General features: G+C 70.0%; 11 protein-coding genes and 2 pseudogenes. 1 reads left to right on the top strand and 12 read right to left on the bottom strand.

The window, feature by feature from the left end:
- Positions 1-408 precede the first annotated feature (408 nt).
- From purF to purS, 8 genes are all read right to left on the bottom strand, one after another.
- Positions 409-1989, bottom strand: coding sequence for an amidophosphoribosyltransferase (gene purF, locus ABZV91_RS30375; RefSeq protein ID WP_355249154.1), 1581 nt, complete (start codon positions 1987-1989; stop codon positions 409-411).
- Between the two features lie 335 nt (positions 1990-2324).
- Positions 2325-2819, bottom strand: a complete 495-nt coding sequence (locus ABZV91_RS30370) for a hypothetical protein (RefSeq protein ID WP_355249151.1) — start codon at positions 2817-2819, stop codon at positions 2325-2327.
- Positions 2820-2852: 33 nt separating this feature from the next.
- Positions 2853-3479, bottom strand: coding sequence for a CPBP family intramembrane glutamic endopeptidase (locus ABZV91_RS30365; protein WP_355249148.1), 627 nt, complete (start codon positions 3477-3479; stop codon positions 2853-2855).
- Complete coding sequence (locus tag ABZV91_RS30360) at positions 3476-5215, bottom strand: alpha/beta hydrolase (protein ID WP_355249145.1); 1740 nt, start codon at positions 5213-5215, stop codon at positions 3476-3478. The genes ABZV91_RS30365 and ABZV91_RS30360 overlap by 4 nt, the downstream gene beginning before the upstream one ends.
- Before the next feature lie 77 nt (positions 5216-5292).
- Complete coding sequence (gene purL / locus ABZV91_RS30355; protein WP_355249142.1) at positions 5293-7587, bottom strand: phosphoribosylformylglycinamidine synthase subunit PurL; 2295 nt, start codon at positions 7585-7587, stop codon at positions 5293-5295.
- A 238-nt stretch (positions 7588-7825) separates the two neighbouring features.
- Positions 7826-9100, bottom strand: coding sequence for a M18 family aminopeptidase (locus ABZV91_RS30350; protein ID WP_355249139.1), 1275 nt, complete (start codon positions 9098-9100; stop codon positions 7826-7828).
- A 258-nt stretch (positions 9101-9358) separates the two neighbouring features.
- On the bottom strand, positions 9359-10036 hold the full coding sequence (purQ, locus tag ABZV91_RS30345; protein ID WP_355249136.1) for a phosphoribosylformylglycinamidine synthase subunit PurQ: 678 nt from the start codon (positions 10034-10036) through the stop codon (positions 9359-9361).
- Positions 10033-10269 carry a phosphoribosylformylglycinamidine synthase subunit PurS gene (purS, locus tag ABZV91_RS30340; protein WP_030522869.1) on the bottom strand — a complete coding sequence of 79 codons (237 nt, stop codon included), beginning with the start codon at positions 10267-10269 and terminating at the stop codon, positions 10033-10035. Before purS ends, purQ begins: the two co-directional genes overlap by 4 nt.
- Before the next feature lie 141 nt (positions 10270-10410).
- Between purS and ABZV91_RS30335 the strand changes: the two genes are divergently transcribed.
- On the top strand, positions 10411-11055 hold the full coding sequence (locus ABZV91_RS30335; protein WP_355249132.1) for an MBL fold metallo-hydrolase: 645 nt from the start codon (positions 10411-10413) through the stop codon (positions 11053-11055).
- Positions 11056-11068: 13 nt separating this feature from the next.
- On the opposite strand, the pseudogene ABZV91_RS30330 reads toward ABZV91_RS30335, so the two are convergent.
- The 4 genes and pseudogenes from ABZV91_RS30330 to ABZV91_RS30315 form a co-directional block, all read right to left on the bottom strand.
- A pseudogene (locus tag ABZV91_RS30330) lies at positions 11069-12403 on the bottom strand (dipeptidase).
- A 282-nt stretch (positions 12404-12685) separates the two neighbouring features.
- On the bottom strand, positions 12686-13516 hold the full coding sequence (locus ABZV91_RS30325) for an EamA family transporter (RefSeq protein WP_355249129.1): 831 nt from the start codon (positions 13514-13516) through the stop codon (positions 12686-12688).
- Entirely contained in the window at positions 13513-14031 is a 519-nt protein-coding gene (locus tag ABZV91_RS30320; RefSeq protein ID WP_355249126.1) for a MarR family transcriptional regulator, read from the bottom strand. The genes ABZV91_RS30325 and ABZV91_RS30320 overlap by 4 nt, the downstream gene beginning before the upstream one ends.
- 99 nt (positions 14032-14130) lie before the next feature.
- Positions 14131-14739: pseudogene (locus ABZV91_RS30315) on the bottom strand (DUF2334 domain-containing protein); the annotation flags it as partial.
- Between the last annotated feature and the right edge of the window lie 93 nt (positions 14740-14832).

The following is a 14832-nucleotide window of genomic DNA, read 5'->3' as shown; positions in this document are numbered from 1 at the left end:
CGGCCTCGAGACTTGCGCTTCGCGCGGCGCTTTCGAGGCCGAAACGGCGAGACGGGCCTCAACCCTTGGAGGTGTCTCGTAAGACTCGACGCATGCGGGGTGCGTTGGCATTCGATGTCCGGAGCGGAGGGGGACTCGACTGGGTGGGCGGCCTGGCGGCCGAGGTGCGGGCGGCCTGGTGTCCGATCGACTTCACGAACTGCCGCGCCCTTTCGGTGCCGAGTTCAGCGAGGCCCTCGAAGGGGCGAGGCACATCCCGTCCTCGGCCGAAGGTGCTCGATGGTCGCACTCCCTGGACGGCCGACCGCACATCGCATGCGCCGCCGGTGAACACGGCAGTGCCACGACCGCGTGAGCACGGACTTCACCATCGAGTCACGCTTCCGAGACCGATGCGGATCCGGCCCGCTACGGCCGGCTGAGGGCGCTCGCGTTGGCGTTCTCGGTGAGGACGCGGGATTGGCCGAACTCCAGCAGGTTCTTGCCGATCGCGGCTTCGGTGGGTAGCGGGATCGGGTAGTTCCCGTCGAAGCAGGCGCAGCACAGTCGGGTGCGGGGCTGTTCGGTGGCGGCGACCATGCCGTCGATCGATATGTAGCCGAGGGTGTCGGCGCCGATGGAGCGGCGGACGCCTTCGACCATGTCGTGCATGGCCTCCGGGTCGTCGGGCATTCCGTCGGGGTCGGTGCCGGCGTTGTTGGCGACCAGTTCGGCGCGGGAGGCGAAATCGATCCCGTAGAAGCACGGCCATTTCACCGGTGGGGAGGCGATCCGGACGTGGATCTCCAGGGCGCCGGCCTCCCGCAGCATCCGGATGAGGGCGCGCTGGGTGTTGCCGCGGACGATCGAATCGTCCACGACGATGAGGCGTTTGCCGCGGATCACTTCGCGCAGCGGGTTGAGTTTCAACCGGATGCCGAGCTGGCGGATGGTCTGGCTGGGCTGGATGAAGGTGCGGCCGACGTAGGCGTTCTTCATCAGGCCCTGCCCGTAGGGCACACCGGAACCCTGCGCGTAGCCGACGGCGGCGGGGGTGCCGGATTCGGGAACCGGAATCACCAGGTCGGCGTCGATCGGGTGCTCCGCGGCGAGGCGGCGGCCGATCTCGACCCGGGTGGCATGCACCGAACGCCCCGAAATGGCGCTGTCGGGGCGGGCCAGGTACACGTACTCGAAAACGCAGCCCTTGGGTTCGGGATTGGCGAAGCGGGAGGACCGCACGCCGTCGGCGTCGATGGCGAGCAATTCACCGGGTTCGATCTCGCGGACGAAGGAGGCGCCGACGATATCGAGAGCGGCGGTTTCGCTGGCGACCACCCAGCCACGTTCCAGGCGGCCCAGTACCAGCGGGCGGACACCGTGCGGATCGCGGGCGGCGTAGAGGGTGTGTTCGTCCATGAAGGTGAGGCAGAAGGCGCCGCGCACCGTGGGCAGCAATTCCATGGCGGCCTGCTCGATACTCGAATCCGCGGAGGCGTGCGCCAGCAGCGCGGTCATCACATCGGAGTCCGAGGTCGCCGAGACGGAGCCGGGGCGGCCGGGGCCGGCGACCAGGCCCAGTTCACGGGCACGGTCGGCCAATTCGGCGGTGTTGACCAGATTGCCGTTGTGACCGAGCGCGAGCCCGGAGCCCACGGCAGTGGTGCGGAAGATCGGCTGGGCGTTCTCCCAGGTGGTGGCTCCGGTGGTGGAGTAGCGACAGTGGCCGACGGCGACGTGGCCCGGCATGGCGGCCAGGGTTTGTTCGTCGAACACCTGGCTGACCAGGCCGAGATCTTTGAAGACCAACACCTGCGATCCGTCGGAGACCGCGATGCCCGCGGCTTCCTGGCCGCGGTGTTGCAGAGCATAGAGGCCGTAGTAGGTGAGTTTGGCCACGTCCTCACCCGGGGCCCAGACCCCGAAGACTCCGCATTCCTCGCGGGGCGGATTCTCGGTCTCGTCGGTTGCGGTGGGATTGCTGACTGCCGGCTGGTCGGCGTGGGTCACCGTGCGCTCCCTGGTCGGGCGGGTGTGGGGGGCACTCGACAGTCTACGGGTGTGTCGTACTTGCGCGTCACCGGATCAGCACTCGGGTAGCAAGCGGGCCCGAAACGTTCCTTACCGGGGCCCGCAGCCCGCCGTCGAGCGGCCCAGCAAACCTTCCTACCCAGTTAACCCCCTTTCACCTGCTGAAACGAGGGAAACCCGGACGTCCGCGGGCCGCGCAGCGGACATCGGCAGCGACTCCCGGGGCGACCCGGCCATAAGCCCCGCGCGCTACCCGGCGCAACGTGGGCGATATCACCCGCGGTGGCGCCACGAACGCGATTCGCGAGCGCCGCTCAGCGGGGGCGACCGATCAGGCTGCCACCGGGCGGCAGGTAACTGTCGACCTCGGCGCCCAAGTCCTTGGCGGCCGTGGCGATATCGGCGGCCGAGAGCCGGGCCGTGACGATGTAGGGGGAGCCCGCGGCGGCCCGCCGATCCCAGGGCGGGGAGAACTCCAGATCCAGGCCGATCCGCAATTCGATCTCACTGCCGGCCCGGGTGGCCGTGAAACTCAGATTGGGTTCGGTGAAGGCCAGCCGAGCGGGTCCGTCGGCCGGCGTACCACCCGGTTGCGCCTCGGCCGCGATCCGGCGTAGCCAATCCGCCAACTCGATCGTGTCGTCCAGACTCAGTGCCTGCCAGCGGAAAAACCAGTTCCCGTCGGGGGAGTTCGCGGTACCGGCGATGACCAGCCAGCTGTACCGGATTCGCGGATCGATATGGTCCGGGAATTGGTATCCGGCAACAGAGAGCTCCACACCGTATCCGTCGCTGTCGATCAACCTCACCGGCGCAGTGTGTCACCATCGGCACAGTCGCGCCTAGTTCATCGTCCGATTTCCGCGCAGCAGCCGCGGTACCAGCGCGCCGCCTGCGTTCACGGCCCAGTGCAGCAGGGCCGGTGCGGCGGCACTGCCGGTGTGCCGGTACAGAGCGCCGAAGAGCAGACCGGCCGCGCCGGTGAAGACGACGGTGGCGGGCACACTGTCACCCGCGGCCCGAGCGGGATGGATATGCCACAGGCCGAACACCGCCGCACCCAGCAGACGACCGGCCCGGTCGCCGAATTCCCTGTCCAGCAGCGGTTCCAGCGTGGCCCGGAAGATCAGCTCTTCGGTGTAGACGGTGCCCAGCGGGATCTGCACGGCCACCCATTCCACCGTGCTCGTCGCCGGCGCACGGTCCCGCGGCGCCGACAGTGCGCGGCGCAGCGAGGGCGCGGCCGACGCGACGGCGAAACCGGCGGCGACGATACCGGCGCAACCGATTCCGTACCGCAGCCCGCGCGCGGAAATCCACCGCGGTGTGCCCGCGAAGACCAGGGCGTACCCGGTCGCGGCGAGGGCGTTCGCCACCGTGCGCCCCCGGTGGTCGAATCGCAGGCGCGGCAGCACCACGTTGTTCCACACCAGTGGGAGACCCACCGCCCCCGCTACCCGGAATCTCATTTCACCTCGCGCTCGTATGCCTCGTACGCCTCGATCTCCAGCCGGATCCGTTCGGCGAGTTCGGGGTTCCAGTCCGGGGGTTGGGCGACCGCGGCCCAGCCGTCCAGGACCAGACTGCCGTAGCGGTGGCCGTGCCCGTCACGCACGCCCTGGGCATTCGTGAGATCCGCGCTGATCTGCCAGAAGGTGACCAGCGGTGCCCAGCGCACCCGGGGCGAGACATCGGCGCCGCGCGGTTCCGACAGCCAATCCGGCCGGGTCAGCGCGAGATCCGGGGACCACCAGACGATCGGGTCGGAGGCGTGCTGCAGGTAGGCGATCCGCGGTGCCCGCCATTCCGGGCCGGGCCGGGCGAGGTCCTCTCGATCTCCGGCGAATCGGATCACCAGTCCGTCGGCGTAGACGGGCTCGGTTTCGGTCGAGCCGGGATCACGCCGGTTCACGAACTGCTGCCACAGCCGGTTGGAGTTCGGCGGTCCGACCCAGAGCGCGCCGTCCACCTTCTCCCGCAGATCGGCGAGCCCGTCGAAAGCAGCCTCCGAACCCTGCGATCCGAGGCTTTCGCCGTAGACGAGCAGTTTCGGTCGCTCGGCGGCCGGGCGGGTGAGGGTTTTGCGGTAGACCGCGTCGAACAGTTCCCGGCCCGCGGTGGCGGCCTTGCCGCGGTCGGCCAGAAACGACAGCGCGCTGGGCAGATACGAGTACTGGGTGGCCACGATGGCCGAGTCGCCGCCGTACATGTACTCGATGGCGTTGGCGGCCATGGAGTTGACCCAGCCGGTGCCGGTGGTGGTGACCACGACCAGCGCCTCCCGGTCGAAGGCGCCGGTGCGCTCCAGTTCGGCGACCGCCAGCTCGGCCTGGCTCAGTCCGGTGTCCTCGACCGATTCCAGTCCGACGTAGGCGCGGATGGGCTCCTTCGCGGGCCGGCCGGTGACCCAGGAGATGCGCTGGGCACTCGGCCCGTGCGAGACGAACCAGCGGCCCTCGAATCCGAGAGTCTCCCAGGGCGCGAACGATTCCGGGCTGCCCGAGCGTTCGGCGAGGCGGGGTTGGACGGCGTACTCGGAGGTGTGGTCGTTGCGCACGCTGAACGCCGAGTTCGCGGCGGCGAAGAAGGCGCGGGTGGCGACGCCGTTGAACAGGGTCACCACGAGCAGCACCAGAACCAGGAAACCCGCGGAGGGGGCCAGCTCCCGGGGTATCTTGACCCACCGGTTGAGCTGGCGGGCCAGATACAGGATGAGTTCGCGCACAGTGCGATAGCAGGCCACCACCAGCACACCGACCGTAAGGCTCAGACCCCCGGTCCGCAGGTAGGCGGGTGTGGTGGTGCCTTCCATCCCCATCAGCGCGGTGATCTCGCGCTGCCAGTGCGCCGACTGCACCAGCATGTAGCCGGCGCTCAGCGCGGCCGTCATCAGCACCGCGGATTTCAGGGCGTAGCGGGTCCAGGTGGGCGGCGCCGGTATCCGGGTGAGCCGGGGCCGCACCCACAGCCGGAACAACCATTCCAGCAGACAGCCGACGCCGTACCCGATGGCCGCGTTGATCCCACTGATCAGCCCCTGGAACATCCAGTCGCGCGGCAGCAACGACGGTGATACCGACAGCGCGAAGAACACCGTCGCGACCACCAGACCCACGTAGTTCAGGTCGATGATGTGCTCGGTCCGCCGGACCACGGCGACACACCGCCGCCGCAACCTGGTCACGGAATCAGCGGTCTCCAGCACCCGTCCAGTATGGCGGGCGCGACCGGCGCCGGAGGGTGGCCCGGGTCACCTCCGGCGCGCCAGCCACGGGATCGAGGTCAGGCGTGGCCACCGAAGAGCGCGGGCAGCGTGCCCTCGTGCGCGGCGCGCAGCTCGGCCATACCGACGGAGAACTGGCCCTGCACCTCGACCGAATCCGAACCCTGGTCGACCACGCCGATGCGCACCCAGGGCAGTTCCCGGGCCGTGCACATCCGGGTGAAGCGGGTCTCCTCCGAGCGCGGGACCGCGACCAGTACCCGTCCCGCCGATTCGGAGAACAGCATCACGAACGGGTCGGCGTCCTCGGGCAGCAGGATCCGGCAACCGGTCTCGCCGGCCAGGGCCGCCTCGACCACGGTCTGCGCCAGGCCGCCCTCGGAGAGGTCGTGGGCGGCACTGATCATGCCGTCGCGCGAGCCCGCGGTGAGGACATCGGCGAGCAGTTTCTCGCGGTCGAAATCGACCTGCGGCGGCAGGCCGCCCAGATGGCCGTGCGCCACCTGCGACCAGACCGAACCGCCGAACTCGTCGCGGGTGTCGCCCAGCAGGATGAGCGTCTCCCCCGGCTCCAGGCCGAGACCGGTGGGGATGCGGCGGTGGACCTCGTCGATCACGCCCAGGACGCCGACCACCGGAGTGGGCAGGATGGCGTTCTCGCCGGTCTGGTTGTAGAAGCTGACATTGCCGCCGGTGACCGGGATGCCCAGTTCCACACAGCCGTCGGCGAGCCCACGGACGGCCTGCTGGAACTGCCACATCACGCCGGGGTCCTCCGGGGATCCGAAGTTCAGGCAGTTGGTGACTGCCTTCGGCGTGGCGCCGGTGACGGCCACATTCCGGTAGGCCTCGGCCAGCGCCAGCCGCGCACCGGTGTACGGGTCGAGCTTGGTGTAGTGACCCGAGGCGTCGGTGGCCAGCGCGATACCGCGGCCGCTCACCTCGTCGATCCGGATCACCCCGGCGTCGGCCTGTTCGGCGAGCACGGTGTTACCGCGCACGTAGCGGTCGTACTGTTCGGTGATCCAGCGGCGGCTGCACAGCTGTGGGCTGGCCACCATCTTCAACAGGGTGTCGCGCAGTTCCTCGCCGGTTTTGGGCCGGGGCAGGTTGTCCGGGGTGTCGGCATTGAGCGCGTCCTGGTCGGCGGGACGCCGCACCGGCCGCTCGTACACCGGACCCTCGTGCGCGACGGTGCGCGGCGGCACATCCACCACGGTTTCGCCGTGCCAGGTGACCTCCAGCCGCTCGCCGTCGGTCACCTCACCGATCACCGTGGCCAGCACATCCCATTTCGCGCAGACCGCGAGGAAGGCGTCCACGTTCTCCGGGGTCACCACCGCGCACATGCGCTCCTGCGATTCGCTGGACAGCACCTCGGCGGGGGTCATATCGGCGGCGCGCAGCGGGACCCGGTCGAGTTCGATGCGCATTCCGCCGTCACCGGCGGCGGCCAGTTCGGAGGTCGCGCAGGACAGCCCGGCGCCGCCGAGATCCTGGATACCGACGACCAGTCCGGCGTGGTACAGCTCCAGACAGCATTCGATCAGGACCTTCTCGGTGAACGGGTCGCCCACCTGGACACTCGGCAGCTTCTTGCGGCCGCTGCCGGAATCGTCACCGGAGAAGGTGTCCGAGGCCAGCACCGAAACGCCGCCGATACCGTCGAGCCCGGTCCGCGCACCGAAGAGAATGATCTTGTTCCCGGCGCCCGAGGCAAAAGCGAGATGCAGGTCCTCCACCCGCATGACCCCCGCGCACAGCGCGTTGACCAACGGATTGCCCTGGTAGGAGGCATCGAAGACGGTCTCGCCGCCGATATTGGGCAGCCCCAGCGAGTTGCCGTAACCGCCGATTCCGCGGACCACCCCGTCCAGCACCCGGCGGGTATCGGCGGCGTCGGCGGCACCGAAACGCAACTGGTCCATCACCGCGATGGGACGCGCGCCCATGGCCATGATGTCGCGGACGATCCCGCCCACCCCGGTGGCCGCGCCCTGATACGGCTCGACATAGGACGGATGATTGTGGCTCTCCACCTTGAAGGTGACCGCCCAGCCGTCACCGATATCGACCACGCCCGCGTTCTCGCCGATACCGGCGAGCATGGCCGAACGCATCTCCTCGGTGGTCGTCTCCCCGAAGTAGCGCAGATGCACCTTGGAGGATTTGTAGGAACAGTGCTCGCTCCACATCACCGAATACATGGCGAGCTCGGCATCGGTGGGCCGGCGCCCCAGAATCTCCCTGATCCGGGCGTATTCGTCGTCCTTGAGGCCGAGCTCGGCGTACGGCTGCGGCGTATCCGGAGTGGCGGCGGCGGTGGCGACCGTATCGACAACCTGCTCAGTCACGGGGGTACCAGGATCCTTTCGTGGGTTGGCGCGCCGGCGCGCGCGGGCTCCGGCCTTCCGGGCGCCCGCCGCGGCTCGCGGCAGGTGGCATCGGCGCCACGGTTCGGTCGGAACGCCGGGCCTCGGCGGCGGGGTCCCGGCAGAGTTGATCCAGCACGAATCCTACGTCCACCTGCGCCGCACCGATTACCGACCCCGCCGCCGCAAAACCCCTGGCCGTGCCCGGACCCGAACCGGCCTACGGGGCGAGGAAGGCCGCCAGGGCCGCCGCGTAGGCGGTCACGTCGGCGGCGCCCATCATCTCCCGCGCCGAATGCATGGCCAGCTGGGGCGCGCCCACGTCGACGGTCGGCATGCCGGTGCGCGCGGCGGTCATCGGGCCGATGGTGGAACCGCAGGGCAGATCGGCGCGGTGCACATACCGCTGCATCGGCACTCCGGCCCGGTCACAGGCCAGCGCGAACGCTCCCGCGCCGACGGCGTCGGTGGCGTAGCGCAGATTCTGGTTGACCTTCAGTACCGGCCCGCCGTTGATGTCGATGCCGTGCGAGGGTTCGTGCCGTTCCGGATAGTTCGGGTGGGTGGCGTGCGCCATATCGCCGGACGCGCATACCGATCCCGCGACCGCCGCCAGGAATTCGGCGCGGCCACCGCCGCGGGCCAGCACGATCCGCTCCAGCACCGTGGGCAGCAGCTCGGACTGCGCGCCCCGGTCGGATTGGCTGCCGACCTCCTCGTGGTCGAACACGGCGAGCACCGGGACGGCATCCCCCGGATTCTCGACGGCGGCCCGGAAGGCGGCCAGCCCGGCGTAGCAGGTGCCCTGGTTGTCCAGGCGAGGTGCGCTGATCAGATCCCGGCCGGCACCGATCACCCGGCTGGGCGCCAGGTCGTGGGTCATCAACTCCCAGCCCAGCACCGCTCGCGGATCCACGCCGGCGGCCTCGGCCACGTGATCCAGGAACGCCGCCCGTTCACTGCCCACACCCCAGATCGCGTTCACATGCCGCTGCGGATCCAGCGTCACCCCGCGCCGATCCTCGGACAGATGGATCGCCAGCTGCGGGACCCGCAGAATCGGTTCGTCGATCCGCACCAGCCGCTCGGCCAGCCCCGACCCCTCGCGCACACTGAGCCGTCCGGAGATCCCCAGCTCACGGTCCAGCCACGAGTTCAGCCAAGCGCCCCCGTACGGCTCCAGCCGCACCAGCTGCCAGCCCGCGACCGTCAGATCGGGATGCTGTTTGACCCGCAGATTCGGGCTGTCGGTATGCGCCCCCACCACGCGGAACGGTCCCGCCTGCTCCGGGTCGGCCCACGCCACCAGCGACCCACCGCGAACGATGTAGTACCTCCCGCCGCGACCGGGCCACGCCTCCGTCTCGTCCAGCCGGACGAACCCGTGGGCATCCAGCTCCGCCGCGATGGTCCGGCAGACATGGAACGGCGAAGGCGACGCATCGATGAACTCACACAACCCGGCGGCCGAAGCCGCCACAGCAGAACTCGGCATGATCCGACCCTAAGCGCTGTGTTCATCGGCGCCGCCTTCGGCGTCGCGGGGTCGAGGCCCCTCGGTCGACCCGCCAAGGGCCTCGCCGAACTCGGCACCGAGAGGGCGCTGCTGTTCGTGAAAGGGGATCGGACGCCAGGCCACCCGAGCGGTCGGGTCGATATCCGATCCGGACATCTAATGCCGACGCAACCGTATGCGTCGAGTTCGGCGAGACACCTCAAAGGTATCCGGGTCGGCCTTCGACCCGACCTCGAGTCAGGAAGCGACCAGCACGTCCAATACGGACAGGAACAACCCCAGCCCGTCGTCACTCGGCCCGGTCAATGCCTCGGTCGCGTGCTCCGGATGCGGCATGAGCCCGACGACCCGCTTGTTCTCCGAGGCGATGCCCGCGATCGCACGCTGGGACCCGTTCGGGTTGTCGCCCGCGTAGCGGAACACCACCCGGCCTTCGCCTTCGAGTTCGTCGAGGACCGGCTGCGAGGCCTGGTAGCGACCCTCCCCCGATTTCAGCGGGACCAGGATCTGGGCGCCCGGTTCGTAGCGGGAGGTCCAGGCGGTGTCGGTGGCTTCGACGCTCAGCCACTGGTCGCGGCAGATGAAGTGCAGGCCCTCGTTGCGGGTGAGGGCGCCGGGCAGCAGCCCGGCCTCGCACAGCACCTGGAAACCGTTGCAGATACCGAGTACCGGCATACCTTTGCCGGCGGCTTCGACGACGGTGCCCATGACGGGCGCGAACCGGGCGATGGCACCGGCGCGCAGGTAGTCGCCGTAGGAGAAACCGCCGGGTACCACGACAGCGTCGACGCTCTTGAGGTCGGCGTCGCCGTGCCAGAGGCTGACGGCTTCGGCGCCGGCCAGCCGGACCGCCCGGGCGGCGTCGACATCGTCGAGGGTGCCGGGGAAGGTGATGACACCGATGCGGGCGGTCACGGGACGCGCACCACCTTCCAGTCCTCGATCACGGTGTTGGCCAGCAGCGATTCGGCGATCGAGGCGAGTTGGTCGTCGCTGACATCGTCACCGACCTCGAGTTCGAAGCGTTTGCCCTGCCGGACGTCGGTGACGCCTTCGAATCCCAGACGCGGCAGGGCGCCGGCTATGGCCTGCCCTTGCGGATCCAGGATCTCGGCCTTCGGCATCACCTCGACCACGACACGTGCCACGGGTTGCTCCTCACAAAAAGGGGTGAGCTGCGCCCGGCGCCGACGCCGGGACGCGGATGGGGTTACCTGAGCAGCCTAATTGCCCGGTGGCCGGAAGGTCGCGGCGGGTGACCGAACATATGCGGTACTAGCCTTGCGTGCATGCATGTAGCCCACTTCGGTCACTCCTGCGTACTCGTCGAACTGAACGGGAAGAAGATCCTTTTCGATCCCGGCGCGTTCTCCCACGGTTTCGAAGGCCTCACCGGACTGGACGCGATAGCGGTCACCCATCAGCACGCCGACCATATCGATCCGCACCGGATCGACCCGCTGATCGAGGCGAATCCCGGCGCGCGGCTGCTGTCGGATCCGCAGACCGCCGAACTCCGGGGCGCGGCCTGGGAGGCACTGCACGCGGGCAATGTGGTGGACCTCGACGGGCTGCGGATCACCGGCGGCGGGGGCCGGCACGCGGTGATCCATCCCGACCTGCCGGTGATCGACAACACCGTCTTCCAGCTGGGCACCGCGGCGAATCCGACCCAGTTCGTGCATCCCGGTGATTCGCTCTGGGTTCCCTCCACCCCGGTGGATGTACTCGCCGTCCCCGCCGCCGCCCCGTGGATGAAGATCAGCGAGGCGGTCGACTACCTGCGGTCGGTGGCGCCCCGGCTGGCCTTCCCGATCCACTACGGGATCATCGCCGAGCAGGCCTGGGGTGTGTATTTCAGCCGACTCGACGAAATGCGCAAGGCGGACACCGAATTCACCGTCCTGCGCCCGGAGAACGACGCCGAGCTCTGAACACGCGGCCGGTTCAGCGGGTGTAGGTCGACAGAAACAGCGCCTCGGCGAGCGCCAGGTGTTCGATCTCGCCCGGGTCGACGCTCTCGTTCGGCGCGTGGATGAGACAGCGCGGCTCCTCGACGCCGAGCAGCATGATCTCGGCGTCGGGGTAGGTGTCGGCGAAGACGTTGCACAGCGGGATCGAGCCGCCCTGGCCCTGAGTGGTCGCGGGACGGCCATAGGCGGCGGCGAGCGCGGCCTCCATCGCGGTGCGGGCGGGACCGCCGCGATCCCTTCGGGCTCGACGGTCAGCTTCGCCTGCCACGGAGTGTGCGCTTCCAGATGCGCCAGCAGGGCACGGTAGGCGGCGTCCGGGTCGGTCCCGGGTGGAATCCGCAGATTGAGCCGGGCACGGGCGTGGGGCCGGACCGCGGCCGACGAGCCGACGACGCCGGGGGCGTCGATACCGAGCACGGTGAGCGCCGGACGGGCCCAGAGCATATCGGCGACAGTTCCGTCACCGAGCAGACCGACACCGTCGAGTACGCCGGCGTCGGCCCGGAACTGCTCGGCCGGGTATTGCACGCCGGGCCAGGTGCCGTCGCCGGCGAGGCCGTCCACGGTCGTATTGCCCGTCTCGTCGCGCAGGGAATCCAGCAACCGGATGAGGGCGGCCAGCGCGTCCGGGGCAGCGCCCCCGTACATACCCGAATGCACCGGCCCGGCCAGCGTTTCCACCGTGACGACGACGTTCACAGTGCCGCGCAGCGTTTCGGTGAAAGTCGGTACGCCGACCGCGAAATTACCGCTGTCCAGCACCACGATCGCGTCGGCGCGCAGCAGGTCCGGATTCGCTTCGACGAATCGCTCCAGGCCACCGGTTCCCTGTTCCTCCGACCCTTCCGCGACCAGCGTCACCCCGACCGGCAGCTGCGAGCCCAGCGCACGCAACGCGGTCAGGTGCACGACGATATTGCCCTTGCAGTCGGCCGCCCCGCGGCCGTACCAGCGACCGTCCCGCTCGGTGAGTTCCCAGACCGGCGTCCGCCAGGCCGCCTCGTCGAGCGGCGGCTGCACATCGTAGTGGCAGTAGAGCAGCACCGTCGGCGCGCCGGGCGGGGCGGGACGCGATGACCGCTGTGCTGCCGTCGGGGGTCTCGTGCAGCGCGGCGTCGGGGAGACCGGCCGCGACGAACGCGTCGGCCACCCACCGGGCGGCTCGTTCGCATTCCTCGGGTGGGAACTGCCGGGGATCGGCGACCGAGCGGAACGCGACGAGTTCGGCCAGATCCGTGCGCGCTCGCGGCATATATCCGGCCACCCGTTCGCGCAGCGCGGCGGTGGCCGGGGCATCGGCGGAGGTCATGGCTGTCTCCTCGGTGGTCTCGTCGGTCGCGGCACGGCGGGCTCGCTATCCACGACGACGACGGCGCCCCGGTGCGGGCTCGCTTCGCCGACACCGTATCCGGTGGCCGATACCCGAGCGCGCACGAGATCGCGGCCGTGCCCGGTGATCGAGGGTCGCCGCCCGCAGAACGCGGTTGCCGCCGTCGTGGCCGGTGCGGTCTCGAACTGCTCGGTCCGCCGGGGCCGGACCGGCGCGCGGCCCGGCCGGGGTGCGCGGTGGATACCGAACGCGGCGGCGGCCTCAGTCGAAGACGAGCAGCGCGACCGCGAGCAGCGCGGCGACCAGCCCTGCTGTCCTCATCCGAGTGAGCTTTTCGCCGAGCACCACGAGCCCGAGGACGATCGGGATGACCGGGTACAAAGAGGACAGCACCACCGCGATCACCACCAGTTGCTCCCGGCCGGCGAGCAGATAGCAGATCAGGGCTATCGCGGCGGCGGCGCCGGTCGCGAGCGACCACACCATGGTGGCGGGCCGCGGACGCTCGCCCGTGCCGCGCAACAGCGGAAGCAGGGTGAGGACAGCGGCGACCCGGCCGGCGACCACGGGCCAGATCCCCGCCGCCGGAGCACTCTGCGCCAGGGCCAGATACTGCACCGCGATACCCACCCCCGCGATCAGTGCGTCACCCGTCCCCGCGGCGCGCCCGCCCGCGCCGTCACCACCGTGGGAAACCAGCCACAGCGCGGGGACCGCTACCGCCACTCCGACCCAGGCCGCCACCGCCGGGCGTTCACCGAGCCACAGCACCCCCGCCAGCACCGGCAAGGCGACCCCGCCGACCGCGCTGACCGGTACGACGGTGCTCATGGCGCCACGGCTCAGCCCGCGGAAGAGGAACAGCATGCCCACCCCGGTCCCCATCCCCGAGACCGCGCCCCACAGCATGCTCTCGCCGTCCCACTGCCCGGCGAACAGCGGTGCGGCGGCCAGTGCCACGATCAGTCCGCCGACCTGCCCGACCACGGCGACCACACGCAGATCGATCCGGCGTGCCAGCAGCCCACCGGCGAAGTCGGAGACACCGTAGGCGGCCGCGGAGGCCAGGGCCAGCGCCGCGCCCGCCGTCATCCGGACCGGTCCCGTTCGGCCTGGCCCACCGGGCAGCAGGCCCCGGTCGTGCACGAGCGCCGGTCGCAGAGCCGGCACAGTAGGTCGGCATTGCCGATATCGGTGTACAGGCCGGTCAGCAGCTTGTCGAGCAGCAGCGCCAGGGTCTCGCGTTCGGCGGTATCGAGCGGGTCCAGCACATGCTCGAGGCCGCCGCCGCGGGCGGCCAGGATGTTCATTGCGGCCTGCCGGCCGCGTTCGGTGAGGCGTACGGCGATCTCGCGCCCCTGTCCGGGGCGGCGTTCCACGAGTTCCCGCCGCAGCAGGGTGTCGATCATGCGCGCCGCCGCCGACTGGCTCGACCCGACCCGGCGACCCAGCTCGGTGCCGCTCAGTCCGGGCGAGCCCGCCAGCACCACCAGCGCCGCGGCGGCGCTCGTTCCGACACCGGTGTCGTCGGCCACGCGTTCGAGCATCAGATCGGTGACCGCCAGCGCGGCGGCGCCCAACAGGTTCGCGGTCCGGCTATTATGCATGACTCATGCATAACATGCTCCGCATGACGAAGTCCACTCCGGCTCGATCCCGGAAGTTGGAACCGCCGCCCCGCTATCGCCGAATGGGGCGGCGGCGTCTCAGGCCGCGCGGACGGCGCGCACGGGCTCCCAGCGGTACACCTCGCTGCGCGCCCCGTGATAGAGCGCGAGATCCACGGCGTCCAGCATCGCCTGCCGCGGTCCGGGGCGGCCCAGCTGCGCGGCCGAAACCGCCAGGCGCAGCGCACCACCCCGCCGCGCCGTACGGGCGGCGCCCAGGACCAGCGCGCGGCACCACCAGGGTTCGGCGCGGAACCCTTCCCCGATGCCGTAGACCCACGCCTTCTGCACCGAATCGCGTTCCAGATCGTGGATACCGGTCAACCCGAGCGAGAGCCGGAAACCGGCCTCGGGCAACGCCGCGGTCGCCCCGGCGGACACATCCCAGCGGGGCGCGGCGAACAGGCGGGTGCGCAGTCCGACCTGCTCCATCGCCCGGTCGGCGGCCGTCAGCCGCAGGAGCGCCTCATGCCTGGGCAGCGTTGCGAACTCGGCCCGGCGCCGTTTGGTCGCGGCCTGGTCGTAGCCGTGCAGCACGACGGCGTCCCCGCGGCCGCGACGGCCGCGCAACCAGGCCTGGGTGGTGGAGTCGTCGGCGAGCCGGTATCCACCCTTCGAACGCGGCGCGACCAGCAGCGACAACCGCACCCCCGTTACCTTTTTCGTGGGCCCGGAACCGGGCCCACGGTCGCCAGGCACATAGGAAGAGAACACCACAGAAATCCAGTCACACAACACGCT

Origin of the sequence: Nocardia sp. NPDC004568 (assembly GCF_040609955.1) — a bacterium.
GTDB lineage: Bacteria > Actinomycetota > Actinomycetes > Mycobacteriales > Mycobacteriaceae > Nocardia.
The sequence above is the reverse complement of the archived record's forward strand: the minus strand, read 5'-3'. Positions and strand labels throughout refer to the sequence as shown.